This is a genomic window from Microcoleus sp. A003_D6 (assembly GCF_036702825.1).
Taxonomy (GTDB): domain Bacteria; phylum Cyanobacteriota; class Cyanobacteriia; order Cyanobacteriales; family Microcoleaceae; genus Microcoleus.
On record NZ_JAUBWA010000012.1, the window covers coordinates 43,325 to 59,650 of the forward strand.

A 16,326-nucleotide genomic window follows, 5' to 3' on the forward strand; every position below is an offset into this window, starting at 1 on the left:
AGAAGGGGGACTTTGACACTCTTGTCCCCCCCTTATTAAGGGGGGTTAGGGGGGATCGGGGTCTAATACTCAGACAGTAGACTGGCAGTACATTTGAGGTTAAGTTGAGGCTAATGGTTTTACTGGAAGTTTTTTCTATTATGAAAAAACTCCAAAAATTGCCCTTTTTGCTAATCGAGTTCAAATTCATTTTTCCAAGCATCATCTTGTTTCCAAGGAATTTGTTCGGACTTGGGAAGCAAGAAATTCTCTAAAACCAGATAGTCCATTTCCGTTCGCATGAAACAGCGGTAAGCATCCTCTGGAGTGCAAACAATGGGTTCGCCTCGCACGTTGAAAGAAGTATTTACGACAATCGAACAGCCCGATCGCTCTTCAAAATGACTGATTAAGTCATAGTAGCGAGGATTAGTTTCTTTGTGAACAGTTTGAATGCGAGCCGAGTAATCGACGTGGGTGACAGCCGGAATCTCCGATCGCGGAATGTTGAGCTTTTCAATGCCGAACAACTGCTCTTGTTCCGGAGTCATCGGAATGCGGAGACTGGATTTGACAGGTGCTACCAATAGCATATAAGGGCTGGAATGGTCAATCTCGAAATAATCCGCAACTCGTTCGGCCAAGATTGAGGGCGCAAAAGGTCGAAATGATTCCCGATATTTAATTTTCAGGTTCATCACGGACTGCATCTTAGCACTGCGGGGGTCGCCAACGATCGATCGACCGCCCAGAGCCCGCGGCCCAAATTCCATCCGCCCTTGGAACCATCCCACCACATTTCCCTGTTCCAAAATCTCAGCCAACTGCGGCATTAATTCGGCATCGTCCAATCGGTGATAGCTGGCTTTTACAGCATCCAAATATTCGAGAATTTCTGCGTCAGTAAACCTCGGCCCCAAATAAGAGCCGCGCATTCGATCGTGACAAGTTAAATGAGCAACAGACTTCGCCACAGTTGCCACCGCTTGGTTTGCAGCGAGAACTTCAGTCTTCTCCTCAACCGCTGCGTTTGCAGTGACAAGTTCAGTTTTGAGGGATTCTCTACTATTTGCTGTCGAGTTCGCGCTCGCAGTGCGAGTTTGTTCGCAATACTGATACCAAATCGCCAAAGCCGCGCCCAAAGCACCGCCAGCATCTCCCGCTGCCGGCTGAATCCAAATATCTTTGAAAATACCTTCCCGCAATAGTCTGCCGTTAGCAACGCAGTTGAGAGCAACGCCGCCTGCAAGACAAAGATAATCGACATTCAATTCTTTTTTAACTGTTCTGCAAAGCCGCAAAACAACTTCTTCGGTAACAACTTGAATGGAAGCGGCAATATCCATTTCCCGCTGAGTCAATTTTCCTTCAGCTTGACGCGGCGGCCCTTCAAACAGTTCGTCAAACTTCTTATTTGTCATGGTTAAGCCAACAGTATAGTTGAAATAATCCATGTTCAAACGAAAAGTTCCGTCATCTTTGAGGTCGATTAAATAGTTGAGAATCTTGTCTACATACTTGGGTTCGCCGTAAGGAGCTAAACCCATGAGTTTGTATTCGCCAGAGTTGACTTTGAAGCCGGTGTAATAGGTGAAAGCTGAATAAAGCAAACCCAAGGAGTGGGGGAAATCAATTTCCCACTGGGGAGTGAGTTCGTTACCATCTCCCAACCAAACTGAGGTTGTGGCCCACTCGCCCACGCCGTCGAGGCACAAAACGGCTGCTTTTTCAAAGGGGCTGGGAAAAAATGCCGATGCTGCGTGCGATTGGTGGTGTTCGGTAAATAGCAGAGATGGCAGTTTATTCGTTTTGCAGTTTGCTATTGCTGCCAGATCTCTTTTGAGCATGGTTTTGAGGTAAAGCTTTTCTTTGAGCCATATCGGCATGGCTGCTAGGAAAGAGCGAAAACCTTGGGGTGCGTAGGCTAAATAGGTTTCGAGAAGTCGCTCGAATTTGACTAAAGGTTTGTCGTAAAAGACTATGTGATCGAGTTCCCGCAAATCTATTTGCGCTTCTTTCAAGCAATAAGCGATCGCATTCTTGGGAAATCTGGCGTCGTGCTTTTTGCGGGAAAATCTTTCTTCCTGCGCTGCTGCTATAATTTCTCCGTCGCGAATTAAGGCTGCGGCGCTGTCGTGATAGTACGCCGAGATTCCAAGTATGTTCATTCGTCTCCTCACAAATCGCAATGCGTTTGTATCTGACTATTTAGAATAGCTATCGATTATAGCTGCTTAAGTGCAGATTGGGAATTGAGTTTTGCGATCGCCTTTAATTTTACGCACGATCGATGTCGGTGCAACGTCCTGGGGCGATCGGGTTTTTGAGAGCATCAAGCTAGCGCCGGCCAATCCTGCGCCCCCAAGCTCTGAAGTAAGTTGCCACCGGGAATTGATAAAATTCACCTACCAACCACAGCACGATGCCTAAATGCGACAAAAAAGCCAAGCCTGTCCAAGCTGCGGGCAGCCACGACAACCGGCTGCCGGGAACCGGGGGAAAATAGTAAGCTGAAAGTCCCAGCAAGGTAGTGGGAAGGAAGATTAGACCGATCGCTGCTGCAAAGTAGGGCCATCCGAATTCTACGCCTTCGAGGTGCGCTCCTATCCACTGTTTGCCGTTCCAGTGCCAAGTTACGGGCGGTTGGCGATCGGCCATTTGGAGCGATTGTCTTTCCACGCTTGCGGTATAAATGTGCTGGCAGAAGTTGCAAGCTAGGGCGTCCATCATCGGCATGGTAGAAATTTGACCGGTGCGGCACACGGGACAGGGATATGTATCTTGAGGGTTGAAAGGTCGGGTTGATTTTTTGAAAGTCTGCATGGATCGGGCTGTTTGTCAAGATATTGACATATCTTAACAGAGCGATCGGGCCTTGGGTCGGGCGGGTTTATGAGATTATTGATTAGACCTCTTGCAAAAATAGCTGGGACGGGCAAGATGCCCATCCCACAAAAAGTTTTTTTCTTGTGGAACGGGCATCTTGCCCGTTCCAAAATCTTACTTAAAAGGACTTTTGCAAGAGGTCTATTGCTACATTCTGACTGCAAAAGAGGCTGCTAATTCCCGTTCTGGTTCCATACCAACTGTGGGCGGCATGGAACGATTGGCTACCTGCTCGATTAATTGTAAGTGCTGCGGCAGCATTTTAACTAAACTATATCGTTCTAATGCTGTTTGACGGGCTTTGACGCGAATTTCTGCCATGCGGGTAGGATGGTCTAAAACTTCATCGATGCGATCGGCTACTTGTTTCGGCGAGAAGTAATCGACTAGCAAACCGTTTTCTCCATCCCGGATCACTTCTCTCACCGGCCCGGTGTCGGAACCGATTACTAAACATCCTGTGGATAAAGATTCAATCATCGACCAAGATAGCACGAAAGGTCTGGTCAAATAAACGTGTACGTCTGATGCTTGAATTACTTTTAAATACAGTCCGTAAGGTAGGGGGCCGACAAAGTGAACTCGCGACAAATCTAGGGGTACTTTTTTGAGCATATAGTCTTTGTAAGACTCGCCGTTGGGTAAAGAACGACCGTAACAAACTCTTTCGGAACCGACAATTACGACGTGACAGTTGGGGCGGCGTTCTTGCACATAGGCGATCGACTCAATGAACTCTGGAAAGCCGCGGTAAGGTTCCATGCCGCGCGATACGTAGGTGACAATTTCATCAACGCCGGACAAGTCTAAGTTGGGCAAAATTAGTTTAGCACCGGGGTCTGGTTTGAAGTAATCGGTGTCTACGCCGTCGTGGAGTACGGACAATTTTTGTTGTAATTCTGGGGGAAATTGCGATCGCTGCCAATAAGTGGGCGACAAACCCCAATCGCAAGAGTATAAATCGATCAGAATCGGCGCATTTTTGACTCGAATTCTGGCCATGTCGTCAACTGTTAAAGGTTCCGCCGGATCGAAATCTGCGTCGGAACCGATCGCATGATAAAACCACTCGAAATAACACAAAAGGGGCGTATTTGGGAAAGCTTCTTTGACAAACAGTGTCGGCCCCCAACCGGAATGTCCGCAGATAATATCGGGTACAAAACCGTCTGCTTTGAGTTGTTCGGCCATTCTAAATACGGCTTGTCCGTAGATGACGGCACTTTCTAAAGGGCGGACGTATTGGTGAGTTTGGGCGTTGGGTTCGCGGCTGGGGGTAAATGATGCTTTGCGAACACCGGGAATGTTCCATTCTGGGCGCTCGTTTTTAGTGCCGAAAACAATTTGATTTTTGGGATTTTCGCCTAAAGCCGTGATAATGTGGCGGTATTGGGCGGGGAAGTTGGGATGGAGAAATAATGCTTTCATTTGGCAGTTGGCAGTTGGCAGTTGGCAGTTGGCAGTTGGCAGTTGTCAGTTGGCCCGATTGCTTGTCAAAGGGTTGGCAGTTGTTAGTAGAAATTCAGTATTTAACTGCGAGTAAAAGCTTGGATTTTACTCCTTGTAGGGGGGTGCTTTGCATATCCAGACGCAATCTCGCGGTACTGAAGATGTGTTTTTTAGGATGATTTCATAGTTTAAATGGTTGAGAAATTTTTCCATAATTGTATCAGTCATGACTGAGAATGCAGTGCCATCTCTGCGTCCTAATAAGTTTTTTTCCCACTCGCCGGCAAATTTTTGCCACCCTAATTCGCTGAGAATATTGCCGTGGTGAAAAACGCAAATGCGATCGCCCCGCAGCAGTTTTGGAATTCGAGTGAGGTAGTTGAATATATCTACCGGCTCTACGTGTACCATTGTATCGTAACAAAAGCAGACATCGGCTGAACCTGGGGCGATGCCGTCTAATGTTAAACCGTCGAGTTTAACGTAAGAAACGCGATCGTCTCCCAAGCGCGATCGGGCGGCTTGCAGCATTTGACTGGAAATGTCGGCACAAATTAGCCGATCGCAATATTTCAGCAGCAGCGAACCGGTTTTTCCACCTCCGATACCAATTTCTAAAACCCGATGTTCTTTTTTGATGTACGGTGCGATAAATTGCTGTTCTATCAGCGCTTCGTATTCGGCTAAGGAGTTGGCCGCACCGGCAGCTTTACCTATCCATTCGTCGCCAATATGGGCAAGTTCGGAATTAGTTTTTTGCCACTGTTGGGCGTAACTGTCCCATGCCGTTTCATAATCTACTTTAGGCGGTATTATTTCCATTTTATTTGTTTTTTTGTCTCAGAATACACAAACAAAAATCACTTGAGAGTCCTCCCGGCAACTCCATTAAGATTGTTTCAATCTCAAGCAATAACTTTATTATTGTTTCACTCTTGGGTTCTCCGTCTGAAAGTCGATCGTGAGCTAAGAAAGGGTAAAGTTCGTGAAGCAACCCTCCACCGGCTAGATTCAAGACTTCCACATCAAAGTAGAATTCTAAAAACGGAAGTATCAGCTTTGACCGGACTGCTTCTGAAGGGTCTCTCCTAAATACTTCCTCAATACTTGGACTCGAAAATTTTTCAGTTGTTCCCGACTTTAGCGTGTAGTGAAAACAGTTGTAAATGCGATCGATCAAATCCACTTGAGCTTGATTATATATATTGTAGCAATCTCCTATGTATTCATTGACAATAAAATATCCATCGGTTTTTAAACATTTCCGAACTATTGATAAACATCGTTCTAGTTCTTTGACGTGATGCAGCGAACCAGAGCAAAAAACTAGATCGTATTTTTTATTCTCATCAATCTCAAACAAATTAAAGTCATCTTGATAAAAATTAATCTCTACTCCCGCTGCTGCGGCATCTTTTCTAGCAATTTCTAAAGAAATTTCTGAAAAGTCAAAGGCATCAATTTGAGTGACTAATCCTAATTTAGCCATCAAAATCTCGTGATTCCCCACACCGCAACCAATAGACAAAAGACGATCGAACCGTCGATTTTTCAAATATTTTTTGACTAACCAGGTTAGCCAGTAACCTTGAGTATTACCACCTGACAGCCGATGGTTTATAGCTTTTTCAATAATCGGATTAGACAACCAGTAACCTGGCTTCCCTATTCCGGCTGTTGGGTTAGTCTCCCAGTACATTTTAGCTGTTAATTCATTTGAGGTGTGCTCTTCTCTGATGCTCGAAAGTTGACGCCATAGTTTTTTACCATTGAATTTTGAACGATTACTTTTTAGTAGTAAAGTAAGCTTCTCTAAAAATTTGACCATAAGCTTGAGTCATTTCTGCAAAAGTATTCAACGACTCTAACACATATTTAGCATTTTCTGCTAAGCGCTGACGAAAAGATTTATCCTCCAATAAACTAATCAAAGCTGCAACTAATTCGTCCGGGCGATCCGGCGTATAAAACAAACCGTTAATTCCCGGTCTCACTTGTTCTTTAATCCCGAAAACAGGCGTTGTCACAATTGGCAAATCGCAGGCCATCGCCTCCAAAATCACTCTCGGAAAACTTTCTACGCGAGAAGTGCAAACAAAAATATCAGCCGCTTTATAATATTTTCCCGTCTCTCCAGTTTCCGGGACTACTGTCACTCTTTGCCGCAACTCTTCCGGCAATTCTCCCACCATATCGGCTAATTTGTTGCTGTAAATACTCGGCCGATCGCCCACAATGAAACACCTAATCTTATTGTGCCATTTCTCAGGCAAAAGTGAAAGTGCCTTAACTAAATCATGCTGGCCCTTGCGTTCGCATACCGTGCCCAGCAGCAAAAGTACCACATCTTCCGCTGCAACACCCAGACTTTTTCTAGCCAATTCAGAATTCTCCGAATTTTCCAGTTTCCTCAACTCTAAGCCGTTGTAAATCACTGTAAAATTGTGGTGGCTGTTGAGAGGCAAATACCTCTCCCGCGTTGCATCCGCCACAAAAATCACCTTGTAAGGAAAGCGAAAACACTCTAAAGCTCTCGCCGCAATCTCCGAACCAAACCTATTAAAATAAGTTTGCCAAGGTTCGCTTTCGTGGACGTTCCAAACCGCCGGAATTCCTAAGTGATGCGCCGCATCAACCATAAAGAAATTTTCTAAAGTATTGGCATAAATTGCATCAACTTTTAAACTTTCAATTTCCTTGCTAAAACTTCGTATAGCTTCATCGAAAGCATCGCGCTGATAGATGTGTTCGAGGGGATTGTCGCGCACAATGACTTCAATTCCCTGCTGTTCGTAAGCTTGACGCAGGGGCCCGTCTGTTGTGCAAAGTACGATCGGCAAAATCGCACCCTCAGCCGCCAATTTCACCGCGATTTCGTACTGATGCAGCGGCGCACCAGTGAAATCCAGCGAATTGCTGCACATCAAAACTTTGATAGGATGGATAGAATTGTTTGCTACTGACAACAAACCAGAATCATCAAATTTCAACTCTTCCTTATCCGTTACAAAATCCGTTGCCGAACCTTCTTCCTTCATAAAAAACCGTCGGGGTTGAATATGAAAATACTCATCTTCTAAAGACAAGTGAGGACTGTAAAAACTGTCATTTTTCCCCGCATACTTGCGCCTAAAAGCCGCCACTTCTTGAGGATTGTCAGTAAAACCCCTAGAAGTTCCCTCTTTGTGCAACAATTCCGCATCGGGACAGTAAACGCAGCGATAACCCCGTTCTAAAAGCCGATATCCGTAATCTGCATCATTGTAAGCAACAGCAAAATTCTCCTCATCAAAACCGCCCAATTCTAAAAACAATTGACGCGGAGTAATCATGCAAGCCGCTGTTACCGCAGAGTAATTTCGCGTCACCATCGCTTGAGAAAGATAGCCTCGATTGTCGCTATTCATCAGCTTAAAAGCGTGACCCGCCAAACCGTGATGCAGCCCGTGAATTACGCCCGCGTGCTGAATTCTGCCGTCTGGATATAAAAGCCTCGCGCCGACTGCACCCACAGCGGGAATTTGAGCGTATCCCACCATTTGACTCAGCCAGCGCGGGTTAATTACCTCAGTATCGTTGTTCAAAAACAAGACATATTCGCTATCCACTTGTTCGGCAGCGCGGTTATTAATTGCTGCAAAACTAAACTTGCCACCAGGATTTTTGATTCGCAAAACTTGGCAATTTAATTGTTTTAAATATTCCAGAGTTTTCGGATCGTCGCTTTCGTTGTCGATGACGGCAACTTGATAATTTGTGTATGTTGTAGTATCTAGAGAATCCAGACAGGATTTCAGCAATTTGAGCTGATTTTTAGTAGGAATTATTACCGTTACTGATGGGCCGTTATTCGGGAAATCCTGGGAAAATATGCCCAAATTTTCTTTAATTGCCCATTCGTGCTGAGCAACATTACCGTTAATTTTTCTGCGGTTTAGTGCGTCTTGAATGGCTTTTTGACCTGCGGCAAAACTGGCGGGTTTCGCGGCCCCAGATATGGCTGTAGAACCGGGTGCTGTTCGCCAGTGATACAGCACTAGCGGCAAATGCGCGACGTGGCGAGAAATTTCAGTTGCTCTCAAGGCAAAATCGTAATCTTGCGAGCCTTCAAAACCTATCCGCAAACCGCTTATTTGTTCAAAAATGTGTTTTCTTACGGCGCACAAATGACCGAGATACATATAGGAAAGCAACAGTTCCGGCGACCATTCCGGTTTGAATTGCGGGGCGAATCGGCGACCTTTGGTGTCGATTTTGTCGTCGTCCGAGTAGAGAAAATCGGTGGTTGGATGCGCGGCAAAATATAAGGCGACTTCGCCTAATGCGTCGGGAGTTAGTTCGTCGTCGTTGTCTAAAAACAGGATGATGTCGCCCGTTGCGAGTTCCGCTGCGCTGTTGGTGGCGGCGCTGATATTCCCGTTTTCATTGCGGAATTTTAAGAGAATGCGATCGTCCTTTTGAACCCAGTTTTTCAAAGTGTCAGCAACAGTGAAATCGGTGCTGCAATCGTCGGCAATGCAGAGTTCCCAGTTTTGATATACTTGATTGATTACGCTGTCGATCGCGCTTTCGAGAAAATCTATCTGCGGGTTGTAAACTGGCATCACCACCGAGATTTTTGGCAGCGGTTCCCGGCAGGATTTTAACCGAGAAATTAAGTAATTGCGCGCGCGATCGTTCCACTGATTCACTGCCAGCCAAGCGTCGTACCTATCAATCGGTTTCGGAACCACAAAACCCGCAGGTGGCTGCAAATCCCCAGGCACAGCAAACTGTTTTTGCTGCCGGTAAATCTTCCCCAACTGGCGAATCACCCTCACAATTTCCCAAGGCATCGGTACAATTCTGCCGAGACGCTGTTTTCTCTCCGCCGCCCGCTGCCGGATTGCCTCTATAAAAATCGAAAACTCCTCAAACTTATCAGCACTTCGCTGCCAGATATGGTAGCGCCGCACGGTCAATTTTTTCGGCGCTTGAAAATACAAAATTTCCCCAGTTTCTAACTCAGCTTGGAGAGAAACGTGCCATTCACCAGGAGGCAAATCGACAAGGGCTTCAAAACCGCTTTCCGAACTGTTAACCCAGTCGGGAAACACTTCGCCGACATCTTTTCGGCGCAAGCCGTAGGCGCATTCTACAGAAGTATCGCCGCACAAAAAACTTAATTTAACAATTTTGCGATCGTGGTGGCAGCACCAACCTGCAAACAAAATTTGACCCTGACGCTGTTCCCACACCACCGGTACATCTAACGATGCTTGAATCGTGGAAACTAACAGCGGATAAGTGGCAAAAAGATGCCATTTACCTCGCTCGTCTTGCGCTTCCAGCAGCACTTTGTGTCGTCCCGCAGGCGCTTCCAACTCAATTGTAAAACCAGAGGTTTTCGCAGCTGTAACATTAGATTTTGCTGGCGCTATATCGTTTCTTTCTATGCCGTAAACAGCCGAGAAACTATTATTTTCAATTCGCGCTCTGACTGCTTTTATCTGCTTTTTTGTGTTAAAAACCCAGCCCACAATTAGCAGGCTTGAATCGCAAACTTGCCAAGTAGTGGGTTGGTCTAACGAAAAAATAAATATTGGGAAAAAATCGCGGATTCGGCGCTGAAAAATCGACCATTGTTCTTTTATTTGCCACAAGCCAGAAGACTTGATTGCAGCCATCTCGGCCTGGAGTCTTTCTGTTTTGTGGCGCGATTGTTCTAAATCTTCCAGAGTTTCCTTTAATTTTTCCTGAGTCTGACTTTGTACTGTTTCCAACCACAATAACTCAGCTAATTTTTGGTCTAATTTAAATTCTTTTTCTTCAAATTGTACCTGGGTTTTCCCTAATTTTGCTTCTAATTCCAATACTTTCTCTAAAGCTGTTTGAAATTGCGTTTCTTTGCCGGCAAGCTGTACCTGAGTTTCCCCTAATTCTGTTTCTAATCCGAGGAGTTTCGTTAAGGCTTCTTGAAATTGAGATTCTTTGCCGTCAAGCTGTACTTGAGTTTCTCCTAATTCTGTTTCTAATTTCAAGACTTTTGTTAAGGCTTCTTGAAATTGCGATTCTTGACCGTCAAGCTGTACCTGAGTTTCTCCTAATTCTGCTTCTAATTCGAGCAGTTTTGCTAAGGCTTCTTGAAATTGAGATTCTTTGCCGTCAAGCTGTACTTGAGTTTCTCCTAATTTTGTCTCTAATCCCAACACTTTCGCCTGAGCGTGGTGAAATTGTTCTTGCCACTGTTTGACTTCGGAATTGCTGTTTTTTTGCTGTTTTTCCAGCAAGCGGATTTTTAGCCAATCTTCAAAAGGCCAGACAGGAGATGCTGGAAAATGAATAACTTTGTCGATCGCACTTTTCGATTCGCTGCTCAGATTTCCTGCTTGGGTTTCCAAAAATTGATAGATTTCTAATGCTTCGGGAAAATATTCTTCTATTAAACTCGGTCTGTGACTTTTGACAATATCGTTGACTAATAAAGATTCTTCAAAATTGCTGCCCGGTATTGCACCTAAATTAACATTAAATTTTCCGTTAACTCGATCGATGAAAAGTTCGGGAGTATTGCCGATCGGGTAAACGTTCGCTAGCAGACAGCGATCGGGAAAACGTTCGTACAATTCTAAGACTTTTTGATTGTAGTGAATCCACATTTTTACTGCCATTTCGGGATTGTGCAGCAAGCTGACATCGGTTCCCCGGCGGTATAGGGAATCGACTACTTCCCAGGGCGATCGGTAAACGCAGATAAAATTAGCTTCGGGAAGCAAAGTTAACCAAAAATCCCAAAAAAGGGCTGTTCGCGGGTCTTTCCAACCCCAATGTTTGTTTGTTTTTTGATTGTCGGCAATTAATTTTTTGGCGATTTCCACGTATTCTGCTGCTACCGGAATCGTTTGTTCAAACGTACAGCCGAGTTCATCTATGCCGTGCGATCGCAAAACACTTTTGTGGAAATCCACAAAATCAGCATTCTCGAAATGACCTTTCACATTTCCTTCCGCCGGGCCCACTAACTTTTTGCCAATATCAACACCGACTTTCTGAAACAAAGAAGCCGTTAAAGACGTACCGGAACGGTGCATTCCGGTAACAATAAAAACCGACGGTTTGCTGTCATTTGTACTCACAATTTCTCTCCCTCGCCCTAATTCCCACACCAAATTTACTCGCTACTCTCCCGCTAAGCCGATCGACCGCCTGACTTGAAACCACGCGCTTCTCAGCTTCCAGAACTTGCTGCTTTCCATTGCCAAAACTCGATTGTGCGATCGCTCTAATTCTTGCTTGACATTAATTAGCTGATTTTGAGTTTGCTCCAACTGCGTTTGGACAGATACTAACTGATTTTGAGTTTGCTCCAACTGCGTGTGAACTGCAATTAATTGAGTTTTAGATTCTTCCACCTGCGTTTGAGATTCTTCCAACTTTGTTTGAGCAATCATTAACTTGCTTTGACTTTGCTCCCATTCTATCTTAGCCGAAGCTAACTGAGTCTCTATCAATTTGAGTTTTGTCTGAGTAGACCCCAACAAAGACTGCGATTGCCTTTGGTTAACCAGCGATTTAACGGTGCAATTTTCCAGAATCCATTCCCAACCGTAGTTATTGATTGCTTTGACTGTTAACACATCCTCCAGCCCTACAGTGTTTTTCGGTAAATAACAGTTCCAACCAGACTGCAAAGCCACATCTGTTTCAAAATATCCAGCTACATCCGGGCGATCGTAAAAAGGCTCGCACCTCTGCACAACCTCACCGTTTACCAGCACTTGCAGATCCTCAATTCGACCGTCTAGGTTCACATCCGCCGCCCATCCTTCCAGATACAAATTCTCCTTATTTGTAAAAGCAGCAACATCAATATATCCTTCTGGGTGGTGATTGAATTTCAACTCTGAAAAATCTCTAACTAGCTCATTTGTGACAACATACAAATCCTGAAACCTGCATATGCCTTTTTTAATCCGGTGAACAAAAGCTTTGCCTCCGCTAACTTCCGCGATAAGTTCTCTCACAAAATTTTCTGTTACATAAGTTGTGCCGTATTCCTCCTTATCTAAAGACTGACTTTCGCTTTGAGCGCTAAACAAAATACCGTTGGCAGGCATTTCTATGTGAGGTGGCAGCAAACACTCATCGTGAACGCTGAACATCAAAATGCCGTTAGGAGTCAACAAATCATATAAATTTTGCAGCCAACTTGTAAAAGTTCTTTCCGGCATATGGCTGAAAAAAGAATTAGCCAGAATGCAGTCAAACTTGCGGTCAATTAAATAATTTTCCGGTTTTCCAGTTGAGACAATACCGTTGACGCCCAAGTATTCAGTTTGAAACTTAACCGCGTTAGCATAAATATCAGAAACCCAAATTCGTTCCGGCGGCATTTCCTGAATCAAAAACCGGGTAAATCGACCGTAACCGCAGGCAAAATCTAGAAAATAGGGTACATTTTCAAAACTGCCAAAATGCCATTCCACAACTTGTTTAACCGTATCCAAGATGCGGCGCCCGATCGCATAATACCGCACCAAAGCCCGATCGCGATCGTCTTTGACATTGCTCAAGCTGAACAAATACATTTCATCGTCTTCGCAGATATTCAATTTAAAATTTTCGGGAAACTTAGCCCGATCTCGAATAAATGCTTTGATTACGGGATTTTCGACTAAATCTAAATTGATATCGCTCATTGTTTTTACAAAATTTTAGATAACCTCAGTTGATTGCTCTTGCACTAGAGAATCAGCATTAACAACAGTTAAACACGGTTCGATCAGCAAGTCAACGATGCCGTTACCGCAGGACTCAGTACAAGACTGAACTCTAAACATCGCCACATCCACACAGCGATCCAGATAAGTCAAATCTCCATCTACCGTTCCCACAACCCCAGCATTCAGAAAATAAACCCCCGGATTCAGCAAACATTTAAACTGAAACTTCACTACAATTGTCGTTCCCGCTTCCACATACCTAACTGACTGAGTAGAACCCTTCAAAGAAGCACCCGCCAACTCAAAACCGCTAATCGTTTTAATCAACATTCCAAACCTAACTTTGGAAGTTGACCGCGAGAAAGTGACAGAGTAAGTGTAAATATAATCTTGACGACCGATCAAGTGATTTACCACATTTCCCTTCAGCGTCTCGATGCGGGGGTTGATAATTTCCGCTCCGCGAGACGGATACCTCACCGTATTCGACGGTATCATCCCCGGATCGTAAAATTCATCGTAATATTCCTTGGGTTTGGAGAGATGTTGATCGGGTTTAACTTCCCTCTTTGTGCTTTCTAAATTAGCATCCTGAAGGTTGTCTTGACTTTCCTGTTTTGTCAGTTGGTTCAGAGCTCGAATATCTGACTTCAACCCCAGAACTTGATCCGGATCGGCATAAATCAGCTTTTGATACTTAGAAATTACCACCTTCGGCGTGTGAGCGAGCAGCAATTCTCCGCTATCCATTAAAATCGCCGACGTACAAAGTTGCACCACAGAAGTAGCAGCGTGAGAAACAAATAAAATCGTTCCGCCACTTTCCTGAATGCTTTGCAAGCGGGCAAAACATTTGCGCTGAAAAGCTTCGTCGCCCACCGAAAGCGCCTCGTCAACCACCAAAATATCCGGCTCGACGCTAGTCGCAACGGCAAAAGCCAGCCTGACAAACATACCGCTAGAATAAGTTTTGACTGGCTGGTCGATGAAATCCCCAATATCAGCAAAAGCAGCTATATCGTCAAATTTTTCTTCAGTTTCTTTTTGATTGAATCCCAGTAACTGAGCGTTAAAAAACACATTTTGCCGCCCGGTAAATTCCGGGTTAAACCCGCTTCCGAGTTCCAACAAAGCGGAGACTCGCCCTTTAACATCGACGCTTCCTGCGGTAGGCGTCAGCGTCCCCACAATTATTTGCAGGAGAGTGCTTTTTCCCGAACCGTTGCGACCGACAACTCCCAGGGTTTGTCCTTGAGGAATTTCCAGATTGATGTCGTGGAGAGCCCAAAATTCGTCAGCAAGTTTTTTGCTGGGGTAAATAATTTCCTTTAAGCGGTCTCCCGGACGATCGTACCGCTTAAAGCATTTGGAAACATTTTTTAGTGAAATTACATTTTCTGTCATTGGCGGCAGTCAATCGATTTTAGATTTTAGATTTTAGATTTTAGATTTTAGATTTTAGATTGACTTTACAGCATATTCCAGGTTCATAAAGTACATTAGCAGCTATATTGTGTGGTGTTAATCTGTAGGGTGCGTCGCTACGAGATATTGGATAAAACTTGCAGATTGTTGATGGCGACGCACCTTACTTGCTAGAAAATTGTGTGTACTACATATACATAGAATATGCTGTATATCTAAAACAAATTTACAGCATATCTAAAACAAATTTACAGCACGTCAGCAAAAGCGGGACGCAAACGCCGGTAAACCGCAAAACCTGCACAAAATACAGCAGCAGAAATTAGCGTGGCGACACCCCATTCGCCCCAATGCTTAACTTCTCCAAGCAGTATGAGGTCTCGATAAACCTCCGAGATGGCGGCCATTGGATTCAGCCAAAATATCCACACTCGCCACTCTTCGGGGATTACTGATGCTGGGTAGACGATCGGCGTCAAATAAAACCAAAAATTTAGAATAACACCTAATGTCTGAGGAATGTCTCGCAAAAACACCGTCAAGCCCGCTGTCAAATATCCCAAACCCGCTGTCAGCAGCAACTGAGGAACCCAAACCAGCGGCAGCAAGCATAAAGTAGCGTTGAGCTTTTGCGAGGACACTGCCACTATGACAATCAAAGCTGCTAAACCCAGAGAACTTTCAATAAAAGCTGTAAAAATCGGTACTAGCGGCAGCAAACCGAGGGGAAATACCACTTTTTTGACTAAATTCGGCTGCCCCACCACCGATACTCCCGACTTGATCAAACCGCTGGTGAAGGCACTCCAAGGCAGCAAACCTGCAAACAGCCAGACTCCAAATGTAATGTCGCTGTTTTCCGGGAACCCTGCAAGGCTGAGCTTTACCTTGAGGACGATCGAGAATACATAAGTGTAAATCACTAATTGCGATAGCTGATTCAGCAGCGGCCACAAATTGCCCAGAATCGAGCCTTTGTATTGAGCTTCCAAGTCCCGGCGCACCAATGTTGCCAGCAGATTCAGCTTCGCCCAGCGCTGTTCGCGTGTACTTCTGGGCAGCCTGCCGCCCAGCCTTCGGGCTTTTTGGGCAACTCCTTTCACAGTTCTCTGCAATTTTTTCGCCCTCGTTCACTACCTTCACACCTAAATCAGCTCAAGCTACGATTGTGCAGCTTTTGCTAAACCGCAATTATTCCACAGCCCCGCCGCTTTGATCAAGCATCTGCCACCAAGGCTTCGGCTTCTTGCTTCTTGCTTCTTGCTTGTTTCCTCTTCCTTCGGAGGTTATTTTACAGCGCCGATCGCACTGCCGAACCGATCGCTAGTTTTTGCTCGCTGTCGTAGCCCCACCGCTGGAAAAATTCCTCATACTCGCCGCCGGCACTCTGCAAACTTGCTAGCATTTGCGACGCTATAGTTTGACAGGCGGGCATTTGCAGGATTTGAATTAAATTGCGCGATCGCTCCTGCACTCTAGCAGAACCGGCCGCCCTTTCCTCGCTTTGATGGCGCGAATGATACACGACCATTGCCGCCGACATCGCCAAATTTTTCACCAGCAGTTCTGCTACGATCTCAGGAGCCGATCGCAGCGCCTCGATTACTCCGGGTGACGGCCGATCTGCTTCCTGTCGATCGTCCGTCAGATAAGTAACAAAAAACCCCCTAGCGCCGTTCTGTGTTTTCACCAGAGAAGCCACAGCTTGCTCGATAAGAGGCTGTGAAAGTTGATCGGCCTCAATTTGGGACAATAAAGATTGAGTCAGCTCGATCGCGCCCTCAAAAGTTATGCTTTCCGGTGCTAATAAAGAAGATGGAATACTCATAACGAGCTCAATAATTGTAAAGATTCTGCTAACAATTGTAAACAATTCCCGCTGCCC

General features: G+C 45.1%; 10 protein-coding genes. All 10 read right to left on the minus strand.

Annotation, left to right across the window (positions count from 1 at the left end; genetic code table 11):
* Window positions 1-170: 170 nt before the first annotated feature.
* The 10 genes from QUB70_RS05890 to QUB70_RS05935 all read right to left on the minus strand — a co-directional run bounded on the left by QUB70_RS05890 (window position 171) and on the right by QUB70_RS05935 (window position 16,269).
* Complete coding sequence (locus QUB70_RS05890) at window positions 171-2,147, minus strand: carbamoyltransferase family protein (RefSeq protein ID WP_332978952.1); 1,977 nt, start codon at window positions 2,145-2,147, stop codon at window positions 171-173.
* Window positions 2,148-2,316: 169 nt separating this feature from the next.
* A complete protein-coding gene (locus QUB70_RS05895) occupies window positions 2,317-2,802 on the minus strand; it encodes a hypothetical protein (RefSeq protein ID WP_332978953.1) in 486 nt (161 codons plus the stop codon).
* A 210-nt stretch (window positions 2,803-3,012) separates the two neighbouring features.
* Complete coding sequence (locus QUB70_RS05900) at window positions 3,013-4,293, minus strand: glycosyltransferase family 4 protein (protein WP_332978955.1); 1,281 nt, start codon at window positions 4,291-4,293, stop codon at window positions 3,013-3,015.
* Window positions 4,294-4,419: 126 nt separating this feature from the next.
* The gene (locus tag QUB70_RS05905; protein ID WP_332978956.1) at window positions 4,420-5,136 is read right to left on the minus strand and encodes a class I SAM-dependent methyltransferase; all 717 of its coding nucleotides are present in this window, start codon (window positions 5,134-5,136) and stop codon (window positions 4,420-4,422) included.
* A 1-nt stretch (window position 5,137) separates the two neighbouring features.
* Window positions 5,138-6,142, minus strand: a complete 1,005-nt coding sequence (locus QUB70_RS05910; protein ID WP_332978957.1) for a class I SAM-dependent methyltransferase — start codon at window positions 6,140-6,142, stop codon at window positions 5,138-5,140.
* Window positions 6,099-11,429, minus strand: coding sequence for a glycosyltransferase (locus QUB70_RS05915; RefSeq protein WP_332978958.1), 5,331 nt, complete (start codon window positions 11,427-11,429; stop codon window positions 6,099-6,101). Before QUB70_RS05915 ends, QUB70_RS05910 begins: the two co-directional genes overlap by 44 nt.
* Window positions 11,430-11,471: 42 nt before the next feature.
* Window positions 11,472-12,992, minus strand: coding sequence for a methyltransferase (locus QUB70_RS05920; protein WP_332978959.1), 1,521 nt, complete (start codon window positions 12,990-12,992; stop codon window positions 11,472-11,474).
* A gap of 15 nt (window positions 12,993-13,007) precedes the next feature.
* Window positions 13,008-14,420 (minus strand): ABC transporter ATP-binding protein, encoded by a 1,413-nt coding sequence (locus tag QUB70_RS05925; RefSeq protein ID WP_332978960.1) that lies wholly within the window; start codon window positions 14,418-14,420, stop codon window positions 13,008-13,010.
* A 269-nt stretch (window positions 14,421-14,689) separates the two neighbouring features.
* Complete coding sequence (locus tag QUB70_RS05930) at window positions 14,690-15,544, minus strand: ABC transporter permease (protein ID WP_442927717.1); 855 nt, start codon at window positions 15,542-15,544, stop codon at window positions 14,690-14,692.
* Window positions 15,545-15,732: 188 nt separating this feature from the next.
* Complete coding sequence (locus QUB70_RS05935) at window positions 15,733-16,269, minus strand: hypothetical protein (protein WP_332978962.1); 537 nt, start codon at window positions 16,267-16,269, stop codon at window positions 15,733-15,735.
* Between the last annotated feature and the right edge of the window lie 57 nt (window positions 16,270-16,326).